Genomic DNA, 11603 nt, shown 5'->3' with positions numbered 1-11603 from the left:
GGTTATTGTTTGTATGGTCAGTATTAGATTTTCAAAATGTCGTATGTAAGAACACGGAATGGCGGGTGAAATGAGGAGAAGGAAACAATTGTAACCTTCAAAAATGTGTACGCAGTTCAGGTGTGTAAACGACGATACCAGTAGATGAAGTCTTTATCCAGTTAAATTTTAGATAATTTAGGAATTGCGAAAACTGGACTATTCAAGAGGTTTAGAGCTTGTGTTGTAGCCGGGCAGGGAGTAGAACGCGCAGCAGAGACCTGTTCATCAGGATTTCTCCTGTTGTGGTCAGGGATTCAGAGGAGATGCGTGGACAATCTCACAATTATCCCGGGAATCTGGAAGAGGCTTCGCGTATAGGCTACGGAGTGATTAAGGCGCTTTACAGCAGCTCAGGAATCGGTTTACCGTCGGTCAGGATCGGGATGGGACGACCGGTATTGTCGTAGTAGGCCTGGTGCGTATCGATGCCGAACTTCTGATAAATCGTTGCCAGTAGATCATTACTGTTCATGACGCGATCGACGGGATGTTCCCCTTTGGCATTGGTCGCACCGATCGCCTGGCCCATTTTGAGTCCTCCCCCGGCCAGGAAGATACTCATAGCCCGGCACCAGTGGTCGCGGCCGGGACGTTTGCTTTTGTCCTGATTTCGGACCAGCGGGGTGCGGCCAAATTCACCACAGAAGATGAACAGGACATTCTGATCCAGTCCCCGGCGCTGCAGGTCATTGATCAGGGCGGGTACCGCCTGGTCGAACACGGGCATGCGTTCCCGGTATGCCTGGAAGATGTCGGCGTTGACCGAATGGTCATCCCAGTTGCTGGTGCGGCCCGCTTTCTTGGAGAGTCGGAAGCTGGCCTGCAACTGAACCAGTCTGACGCCCGATTCCACCAGCCGACGGGCCAGCAGTAAGCCCTGTCCCCAGGTGGTCCGCCCGTATTCGTCGCGGAGTGCCTCCGGTTCAGCCGAGAGGTCGAAGGCTTTGCTGGTCCGGTCACTTGTCAGCATGGCCAGTGCCCGATTGTTGAACTTGTCCAGCGCGGACATCGAACCGCTCTTATCCAGTTCCCGCCGGAATGTATCGAACTGGCTCAGCAGCTGATTACGTTTTTTGAGAGCTGCTGCGGCAGAATCGTTGACGGAAAGATTGTCGACCGAAAATTTTGAACTGTTGGGATCACCGCTGAACATGAACGGACTGTAAGCCGGTCCCAGGTAAGCCGGTCCCCCGCCGTAGAATTTGGTGTTGGCGATAAACAGGGGGATGTCGCGGACCTGATGTTCGAGCTGGCTGGCGACGACTGATCCCATCTCGGGGTACTCCGCATCACCGGGATTGGCCGCGGTCGGTGTATAGCCCGAGAGAAACCGACAGGTGCCACCCGAGTGTTCATTCCGGTTGTGGTGCAGGCTGCGGACAATCGAAAACTTATCTGCCATTTGGGCCAGGTTCGGCAGCAACTGACAGATCTCCATCCCGGGGACGTTGGTTTTAATCGGACTGAATTCGCCCCGGTATTCTGAGGGGGCCAGCGGTTTCATGTCGAACGTATCGATATGGCTGGGACCGCCGTTGGCCCAGAGCAGGATGACGGAAAAATCCTTGTTGAGCCCGGCTGGACTCTGTTCTCCCGCCAGCAGGCGTGTCAGGTTGGGATCCAGACCGCCGGAGAGCGCGCCCAGACCGAGTCCGCCAATTTTCAGAAATTCCCGCCGACCCACAGGGCCGGGACAAGGCTGCATCGGTTTGCTGTTCATGGTTCTATCCACAGTTCAAATTGAAGTGTGTTGTGTTGACTGTTGATTCAATGGACAAACAGAAATTCTTTGGTGTTGACCAGCGTCCAGATCAGGTTGCCGAAGGCGGTTTTCTGATCTTTTTCGCTGGCGATATAATTCAGTGCATTTTGCATTTCCTGTGGCGTCGGTTCGCGGGAGAGGGTTTTCAGGAACAGTGCCCGGACTTTGCGTTCTGCCTCGCGTTTGTCTTTCGCCAGGTCGACCGCGTAGGGGCCCGTCGCTTTGGAGAGTACAAAACTATTATTCATCACAAACAAGGATTGCGAGAGGCTCGGTTCCGAAACCCGTTCGCATTCGCAGGCACTCTCGCGTTTGGGGCGTCCAAAGAGTGTCAGGAACTGATTGGAGTAATCTTCATCGGGCAGTTGCAGGGCTCGCGTGGTTTTGGGGAGACCGCTGAACCGTGTGGGCGAATCGGTGACATCATCAATCGCGTCCAGCAGGACCTCAGCCGAGATTCGCTGTGGGTAAAAGCGGGCGTAGTTCTGCGTTTCTTCCAGGTTGATCTCGTTGGCCTGTGAGCTCAACTGGTAGGTGCTGCTCGTGCAGATCAGCTCCACGATATGTCGCATGTCATAGCCGGAACGAGTGAATTCCTCCGCCAGTTCTGCCAGCAGCGGCTCGTTGGCGGCGGGATTGGTGACTCGCAGGTCATCCAGGGGATGCACCAGGCCGCGACCGAAGAAATGGGCCCACATCCGGTTCACGAAAGCCCGGGCAAAGTAGGGGTTATCTGGTTGGGTCATCCAGTCAACCAGGTAGTGCCGGGGGTCTTCGAAAGGCGGGATCTCCAGATCCGGTCCTCCCAGTCCATGGGGCGGGACGACTTCTCCGGTAACAGGATGTTTGACCTGCCCGGTTTGTTTGACAGAGATCATTTCGTTGGCCCGTCGCTCGGCGACGCCTGTGCCTCCGGTCCGATTGACCCGGCTGAAGAAAGCGGCCAACCCGTAGTAATCCTGCTGACTATATTTCTCGAACGGATGATGGTGACAGCGGGCACATCCGATCCGCAGACCGAGAAAGACCTGGGCCATGTCATCCACGTATCGGTCGAGGTAACGGACTTCCGCATACCACTGGGCTGGAGGATTGACCGAAACATCCCCGGTCGCCGTCAATACGCCTCGCACCATTTCATCGTAAGGGACGTTGGTAGCGATGTTGTTTCGGAGCCAGCGGTGAAAGGCGATTGTCCCGGGTTGACGCGGTTTCTGGCCCCGGAGTTTGTTCCGCAGCAGGTCGGACCATTTCTGCGCGAAGTGATCGGCGTAGTCCCCGGAGCGGACCAGTCGCGCGATCAGCTTGTTGCGTTTGTCGGGATCAGTACTGTTCGCATAGGACTCGACCTCATCGGTTGTCGGGATTCGTCCAGCGATCTGCAGTGAAGCCCTGCGGATGAATGTGGCGTCATCGGTCAGCGGGGAAGGGGGCACCTGCAGCACTTTGAGCTTACGCTGGATATGTTCGTCAATGAAGTTCGCTATCGGAAAGTCGGGCCAGGAGTCTGGTTTCTCAGTCGAGGGGACCAGAATTTTCGCGACGGAGACCTCACCCTGGTAGAGTGCCAGTACTGATGTTTCGCCGGTCCGTTCCAGCGAGGTGACCAGGCCCTGTTCATCGACGGTACCGACGGACGTATCGTTGGAGCGGAATTCCACCAGCGGCGTCACGTCACGGGTGGAGCCATCCGAATAATGTGCGGTGCCGGTCAGTTGTTGCTGTTCATTGTGTCCCAGCGATTCGAACTCGGGTTCTACGGTCAGCTTGACCAGTTCGGGGGCGTCTGCCGGACCGTGCGGCGTATTAGCTTCAATCCAACGGACCAGGCGGGCATATTCCGGGCTGCTTTCTTCGAGTCGCTTACCACCGCCGTGCGGGATTTTCATCGTGGCTTTGCGGAGCAGCAGTGAATCTTCAGGGGAAGCGGGAAAGATCCGCCGACCACGGATATCGCGGGTGACCCATTCGTAATCCTGTTCAGGCTGGAATCCAAATAGCGAGAGCTGGAATCCACCGCGTCCGCCTGATTTGCCGTGACAGCCGCCGCCATTACAACCCTGGCGGGTCAGGATAGGCGCGATGTCGTTGGTGAAATCGAGGGGCAGATAGGTTTCCCCCTGTTCAATCTCGACGGGGATAGATTTTGTGTGAGAACCCCATTTAATCTGGAGTTCCGTTTTCCCGGCAGCCCGTGGTGTGAGGACCCCGGCGGCATCGATGGACGCCAGCTGAGGATCTTTGAAATGGAAGCGGACCGCGCGGGTCAGGTCGTGTGTGGTCTCTGCTGCGGTGATGCCTGTGACCAGCAGTTGCTGACGACTGTCGCGTCCCCGCAGGTGGATGCGTTCCGGCCAGACTTTCATTTGGACGGTGGCTGCAGGGGGGATTTTGACCGGTTTGAATTCCGTTTCCGCAGACAACAGCGTCGGCCTGCAGCAACAGATCGTGAGCAGGATCACACCCAGGCTACTGACGATTCTGGTTCCGGTTATATTCGCTTTGAATATGTTCATCGCATCTCAGATTCTAATTCATCGAGTGTCACAGGAAAATGCCGATCGGCAGGACTGTGTCTACAAGTCGGATGACTATTTCTGCTTTGGTTTTTTTGGGTTCTGTTCTGGTGCTACTTTGAGCGTGATGACGTTGGTCACCATCGAGACGGGAACCGGTTTTGCTTTTTTCTGTTTCTGACCACCGGCAGGTGAGGACTCAACTTTGGTGGTGGCAGACAACCAGAGGAGATACTCTCCCGGCTGCAGTTTATCTGACAGGCTGGCTGTCAGTTTACTCTTGGTTTGAGTGGGGGGGATCGATTTCGTGGGCTTGAATAAGGGGACACTCTTGTTTTTGGCATCGACCATTGCTGTATGCCACTTCAATTCGATGGGCGATGAAATCGATGATTCACCGGTTTCCAGCTTTACTGCCAGTTCCAGTTTACCACCCACGGTCAGCGGTTGTTGTGGTGGTGCGATCGTCAACACAACAGGGGCTGGTTCAGCGATGCCTGCTGCGAGCGTTTTGACGTGTGTGAAGGTGCCGGCATCAGTGACAGTCAGAGGCTGAACTTCACGGATGAGCTGCTGATCTTCGGACGTTGCCTGCAGGTTGAGATCAAGAATATCTGGTGTCAGGCTGCGGTCCGTCTGAATCGAAAGCACTGCTGCTGACTGGTGTCTGGGGATGATGACATCGTCGGCAGTCAGCCCCTTGGGGAGATCGACGGCGTGAATGCGGACGGGTTTGTCAAACCCATGCTGTCGGTCAACGTAGAGCGCGACGTGCGTGTGTCCCCCCGGATGCAACGTGAATCCGTGTTTCCGCTCCAACTCACTCGGGTAAGCGAAGACGCGAAAGTCCGGCGTTCTTTTTGTAATACGCACCCGGTACTGTCGCTCAAAGCCGCCCAGGCTCACGCCATACAGATCACGTACCAGCAGATAGAACGTGCCCGACTGGGGAGCCTTCCACGTTCCTTCCGGATCCAGAGAGGCTGCCGAGACGGGGGTGGCATCACCTTTCGCCTGTTTCTGATCTGAGAGATTCAGGAGCAGCTTGCCCTTGTCATCAAAGAGGGAGAGTTCGAGATCCATGCGTTGTCCCAGCCGTTCGCCGAAGGCGGCGAGACTCAACTGTTGTCCCTTCTCAGCGGTGAAACGGTACCAGTCCAGATCGCGCGGTTGGGGAAACTGGCCGGCGATATCACAGGGGATCTTGATCTCTTGCGCCGTTATTTGCGAGTGATTCTCCGGATCCTGATCGACGATGATCGGCGTGTCAGTCGTCATCAGCCGCACGGATCCTGCTGTGTGGGGAAGTTGTAACCACAGGCCCTGCGAGAGGGGACTTGTGGCAGCGTAGTGACCTGACTGTGAAAACTCAGGGGCACTAGCCGGATCGACGGTGATGGTTTTCTGTTGCAGGAGTTGTGTGGAATCCTCTGCTACGCCGGGCAGGTCGAGTCCCTGAATGCGGAGCTGGCTTGGTTTGCTGGCGGGGATCAGTGCGGGAAATGCGGCCAGCAGGCGTGGTCCGGTATTGACTGAAAGATGGTAGGCACTGTTCGCATCGCTGCGGTAGGCGCGTTCGAAGACCTTGATGCGGTAGGTGCCTGTCTCAGGGAGTTTCAGATGCAGGGCTGGTTCCAGTTCTGCTGCGGAAGCGAACGCGATCTCTTCTCCACTGGGAGCACTGAGTGTGAACAGCGGTTCGGCTGAGCCTCCCAGCGATCGGGAACGGCAGCGAATCGTCACGGTCTGTTCTGCGGTGCCGGGGAAGGTGTACCAGTCGATGTCTCCGGTGTGATCGAAACGAGCGTCGACTCCCCCGGGTAATTTTAACGTCTCAGCAGAATCCGGGGTGTCGGCCTGTTCGTCTGCGGTGGTTGTGGGCCAGGCGGTGAGCTGCACGACGTGAGGCTGGCTCAGGCCCTGGCCGGTCAAGACGCGCAGGTCGTAATCGCCGGGCGGGGTTTCTGCGGGAACAGAGATCTGCAGGCTCTGGTCGTTAATGACTTTGATTGAGACGCCGGGGGCAGTCAGTTGGGCGAGTCGAATGTCTGTGAGCTGCTTGCCCTTCAGCTTGACGTCCGTGGTGGCACCGACGGGGCAACTGAGGGGAAAGATGCTTTCCAGGTCGGGGGACGCGGCGCTGGCATTCAGCGGGACGCACGCCAGCCAGAGCAGGACGGTTCCGCTGATCAGGAGTCTGCTGGCAGATTGTCGCAGGTTGGTTTCTAACATGGTAGACGCGGAGCTATCTATAAAAATTCGGGCAGGAACAATATGTATTCTGGTTTCGCTTAAGCGATGATCTCTTTGATCGGCTCGCCGAAGTCGATTTCGAGGCGTTTGTGGCCGGGGACTTCGAGGCTGTGGTGATTGAGTCCCAGCTGATGCAGGATGGTGGCGTGCAGGTCGGTGACGTAGTGTCGGTGTTCGACCGCGTGGAAGCCGATTTCGTCGGTGGCGCCGTGTGTGACACCTTTCTTAATGCCGCCGCCGGCCATCCAGATGGAGAAGCCGTAGGGATGATGGTCGCGTCCGTCCGAGCGTTCGGAGCCGGGGGTGCGACCGAACTCGGTGGCCCAGACGACCAGGGTTTCATCGAGCAGACCCCGCTGTTTGAGGTCTTTGAGCAGGCCGGCGATCGGTTTGTCGACCTGGCCGATTCGCTGGCTGTGGTTCTGCTTCAGTTTGGAATGTGCGTCCCAGCCGCCGTCGTAGATCTGCACAAAGCGAACGCCCCGTTCCACCAGTCGGCGGGCAATCAGGGACTGCTGGCCGACGCGTTGGGTTTCTTTATTATCCAGACCGTAAAGATTCTGTGTGGCGGGGGTTTCCTCGCTGATGTTGACGACTTCGGGGACGGCCATCTGCATGCGGAATGCGAGTTCGTAGGATTTGATGCGGGCTCGCATTTCGGCATCGTCGGGATAAGCGGCGCCGGCGAGCGTGTTCAGTTCGCTTAAGAGTTCCAGCTGACCGCGGCGTTCTTCGCGGGAGACTCTGCTGCCCGGGGTGCCGAAGGGGAGCGGATTGCTCGGGTTGACGGACATTTTCACACCGGAATGTTCCGGTCCCAGGTAGCTGCCATCATGGGCGCCGGTGCCGCCGCAACAGTCGCCGGGAGGCGTGCCCATGACCACGAACTGGGGCAGGTTGTCATTCAGCGATCCCAGGCCGTAGTGCACCCACGAGCCGATGGAAGGGTAGAAGCCGTCAAAGATGTGGCGGCCCGTGTGAAACTGGAGCTGAGCCGCGTGGTCGTTGTCGGTGGTCCACATCGAGCGGACGACGGCCAGGTCGTCCGCACAGCTTCCGACATGCTCCCACCAGTCGCTGATTTCAATGCCGCTCTCGCCCCGTTTGCGATAGCCGACCTGCAGTGGATAGAGCTGGGCCATCAGCTTGCGGGGCTTGCCGCCGAAGTCGCGCACGTTTTTGCGATAGTAGGGGGAGTTGGTGACCAGGTCGTTATATTCGGTATCGCCGATTGTCTTGCCCGCATGCTTGTTGAGGGCGGGCTTGGGATCAAAACTCTCCATGTGGCTCGTGCCGCCCAGCATGAAATACCAGATCACCGATTTGGCTTTGGGGGCGAAGTGCGGCTGTCCGTTGATGATCGCCGATTCCGCTGCCTGCAGTGCGTTACCAGACGAACTTTCACGTTGCAGCATGTCCGCCAGGGCAATGCCCGTCAGCCCCAGGCTGGCGTTGTTCAGAAACGAACGGCGCGAGACGCGGCCGCAGGAGTTGAACCAGTTGGATGGTGTTTGGTCAGACATGGCTGAGGTCCTGAATGTGATTCGTTTCGCTGTGAGTTTCGGGATTAACGGACGGTGACAAAATCGTTATGGCTATAGAGGACATGCACCAGGTTTTCACGGGCCCGTTGTCGGGCATCGGCGGCGGGTGGACGTTTTGAAGTCCCTCCGCCGGGAAACTGCTGCTGCCCCTGTTGCTGGAGCAGGCTGGTATGTCGTTCTAAAAACTGCGTGCAGGCAGTGATCTCCGCGGCCGTCGCGGGACGGGAGAGAATCTGTTTGAAGGCCGCCTGGATAAACGCGGCATCGGTTTTCGTTGTTTTCTCGAGTTGTTCTGCCAGCAGGCGGGCCTGATCGAGTGACAGGGAGCTGTTGGTCAGGGCGAGTGCCTGCTGTGGCACGACGCTGACGAGCCGTTCGTAGCAGGCATTCGGGTTGGCCAGATCGAACAGTTCCAGGAATTCCATTTTTTCGTTGGGAGTGTTGCGGAAGTAGAGACTGCGGCGGTGAATGGTCTCTCCCTGCTTTTCATCGAGTTCCGGTCCGCCCCGGGTTTCGTCGAGTGTCCCCGCAGTGGCGAGCAGGCAATCACGAACCATTTCCGCTTCCATGCGGCGGGAGTTCATCCGCCAGAGATAACGATTGTTGGGATCGGTGGCCCGGTTCGATTCAGATTCTCCGGGAGCCGAACTCATACGGTAGGCACTGGAGAGTACGATCTGGCGATGCAGGGGTTTCATCTGCCAGCCCTGTTCCATAAAGGTGACCGCCAGCCAGTCGAGCAGCTCGGGATGCGTGGGCAGACGTCCGTTGAGTCCGAAGTTGGCAACGGTGGGAACCAGGGCCTGGTTGAAATGACGCAGCCAGATGTGATTCACGGCGACCCGTGCGGTGCGCGGGTTCTGCTCATCGGCAATCCAGCGGGCCAGAGCCAGGCGGCGGCCGGTACTGGTGCGGGGGAATGTTTCTCCCAGGGGCGTGTATTTCGTGTCTTCCTGTTTGACGGCTGTCTGGGCCGCCTGCAGTTTCTTCTCAGCAGCCGCGACTTTCTGTTCGGCCGTGGTCCGTTTTTTGTCGGGCTGGTCTCCTGTGGATGCGGGCAGAGTTGCCAGATCCCGCTGCGCCTGTTTGACAGTGAGAGAGGCCTGAACGGCTGCGGCTTCCCGTTCAAGGCGGCTGGCCGTTTTGGCGAGCGGTTCATAATCAGTGGCTTCTTTGACCTTGGCCTGTTCGGCGGCGATGCGTGCCTGGAGCGATTTCAGCTCGGCCTGCTGCAGTTGCACGTTCAGTTCGGCGATCTCGCGTGCCGCCTGGGCGAGGGAGAGATCCTGCTGCAGATTGGCTTTCGAAGGGGCTGCGAAGGGGGAACGCCGGTCTTCTTTCACGGACTGGGCAAGTTGAAAACCGGGGGCCAGTGGCTCGATGCGCAGCTCGTAAAATTCTGAGTTGGCTGAGTGATTCCAGAGGGCGAACTTACCAGCCTGACGGGGGACGGGCATGGTGTAAGCCAGTTTCAGTTTGCCGTCGAGCCAGACGTTGAGCTGCTGTCCTTCCACGACAAAATCGAGGACGACCTCTTTGTTGAGTTCAATCTCACAGGGGAAGATGCCGGCCCGGGGATATGACTCGCGGCCTGCTGTGCGGTGGAAGGCCTGCACGGTCGGTTTGTTGTTGCTGATCGCGGTGTAGATGGCCTGGGCATCGCGGAGGTCGACGGCATCAAAGAAGAGACCGACCGAATGGATCTGGCCCGGCTCCAGGGTTTTGTAACGCAGTCGCCCTTGGAAATTCAGTGGCAGATCGATCTGGGAAACCATGGTCCGAAAGGCACCGGTATTCGTCTGCCGCAGACAGCCGTCGATGTACTCCCATTTGCCCGAGACGATTTGCCAGAGTTCGGGGTTTGGCTGCTGGAAACGTTCATTGATGATCGCGGGACGCGCGTCGGTCTCTGTCGCAGTTCCCTGTTGCAGGTCGGCCAGTTGTTGCTCGACCTGCTGGATGGTGGTGTCGGACTTGTGCAGCGCTGCTTTTGCGGATTTGATTTCCTGTTCGGCCTGCTGCACTTTTTCTTGCAGGATTTCGGGCCGCAGTGCCGGGTAATAGCTGGCCAGGGGGAGATCGACCGGCTTGATGGTTACCGGTTCTTTGGTGAGGTTGACCGGGACCGCGGGGGTGAGGGGATGTTCTTTGTCGGGCTGGCGATCGTCGCCGCGCTGGAAGAGATAGGTGGGCTGTTCCAGTTCCTTGTCGAACACGCGTGCGAGGCCGTCTTTGAGGACCATGCCCAGCGTGGCATCTTTTTCTTTGTCGACCGTGCCTGAGAGGGTATCGGTGCGGACATTGTGCGGCTCGAAGAACGCGCGGAAGCGATAGTATTCGACCTGATCCAGCGGATCGTATTTGTGATCGTGGCAGCGGGCGCATTTCATTGTCAGTCCCAGGAAGGCGACGGACGTGTGCTCGACGGTATCAAACATCCAGACGTTGCGGTCGAACTTGTACCAGTTGCGACCCAGGAAGCCGGTGGCCCGGACGACATCGGGATTGTCCGGTTCGAGTTCATCGCCTGCCAGCATCTCGACGATCATCCGGTCGTAGGGCTTGTCAGCATTGACCGATTCGACGATCCAGTCCCGCCAGCGCCAGATGTGCCGCTGGCTGTAACGGATCTCGTTGATTCCGCGGGAGCCGTACCAGTCGCTGTACCGCCAGACGTCCATCCAGTGCCGTCCCCAGCGTTCCCCGTAGCGGGGGCTGGCGAGCAGTTTGTCGACCGTCTTGACATAAGCTTCTTCGGAAGGATCGGCGAGGAAAGCTTCCAGTTCTGCCGTGGTAGGGGGGAGACCAGTGAGGTCGAGGTACAGACGTCGGATCAGGACCGCCGGTTCCGCGGGAGGACGGGGGACCAGATTGTGTTGTTCGTGCTCCGCGGCGAGGAAGGCGTCGATTTCGTTACGCACCCAGACTTTGTTCTTGACCTTGGGGACCTCTGGTTTGACCGGCGTCTGATAAGACCAGAACTGCCGCGGGTCCTGTTCGGGAACTTCATTATCCGGTGCGGGGGCACCGGCGTTGATCCACTGGCGGAACAGGGCCAGTTCATCCGGGGTGAGCGGTTTGCCTGCTCCTTCCGGTGGCATCTTGAAGCCGGCGTCACCGGTCAGTACACCCAGCAGCAGACTGTCATCCGCCTTGCCTGGTTCGAAGCCGGGACCAGAGTCGCCCCCTTTACGGAGGAACTCAACTGTGTCGACGCGAAAGCTGGAATTCTGTTTTAAGGCACCGTGGCAAGACTGACATTTCGTGCGGAGCAGTGGTTTGATCTGCTTGAGATAATCAACGGAATCTGCTGCAGAGAGGGGAGCGGTTCCACAGAGGCTCAGCGCCAGCAGTACAATGCAATCCGTGAGTCGGTTGGCAGTCATGTGGCGGGCTCCGAATGTGTCGGTGAAAATCGCAGGGGAAACTGATTTTCACATAAGGCAGGCACAATATATTAAGAATCTTAATATAACAGAATCATGG

Annotated in this window: 5 protein-coding genes; all 5 read right to left on the bottom strand. The window is 57.7% G+C overall.

The window, feature by feature from the left end; all coding sequences use genetic code 11:
• Positions 1-382 precede the first annotated feature (382 nt).
• The 5 genes from FYZ48_RS00510 to FYZ48_RS00490 all read right to left on the bottom strand — a co-directional run bounded on the left by FYZ48_RS00510 (position 383) and on the right by FYZ48_RS00490 (position 11503).
• Positions 383-1762: a DUF1501 domain-containing protein gene (locus FYZ48_RS00510; RefSeq protein WP_149336450.1), complete on the bottom strand. Its 1380-nt coding sequence runs from the start codon at positions 1760-1762 to the stop codon at positions 383-385.
• 47 nt (positions 1763-1809) lie between these two features.
• Positions 1810-4320: a DUF1549 and DUF1553 domain-containing protein gene (locus FYZ48_RS00505; RefSeq protein WP_149336448.1), complete on the bottom strand. Its 2511-nt coding sequence runs from the start codon at positions 4318-4320 to the stop codon at positions 1810-1812.
• Between the two features lie 75 nt (positions 4321-4395).
• Entirely contained in the window at positions 4396-6552 is a 2157-nt protein-coding gene (locus FYZ48_RS00500) for a PPC domain-containing protein (RefSeq protein ID WP_149336446.1), read from the bottom strand.
• 59 nt (positions 6553-6611) lie between these two features.
• Complete coding sequence (locus FYZ48_RS00495) at positions 6612-8096, bottom strand: DUF1501 domain-containing protein (RefSeq protein ID WP_149336444.1); 1485 nt, start codon at positions 8094-8096, stop codon at positions 6612-6614.
• Between the two features lie 44 nt (positions 8097-8140).
• The gene (locus FYZ48_RS00490) at positions 8141-11503 is read right to left on the bottom strand and encodes a DUF1553 domain-containing protein (protein WP_149336442.1); all 3363 of its coding nucleotides are present in this window, start codon (positions 11501-11503) and stop codon (positions 8141-8143) included.
• Between the last annotated feature and the right edge of the window lie 100 nt (positions 11504-11603).

The organism is Gimesia chilikensis (assembly GCF_008329715.1).
In the GTDB taxonomy this organism is placed as follows: domain Bacteria; phylum Planctomycetota; class Planctomycetia; order Planctomycetales; family Planctomycetaceae; genus Gimesia; species Gimesia chilikensis.
Note: the sequence above shows the minus strand (reverse complement) of the source record. Positions and strands in the feature narration are given on the sequence as shown.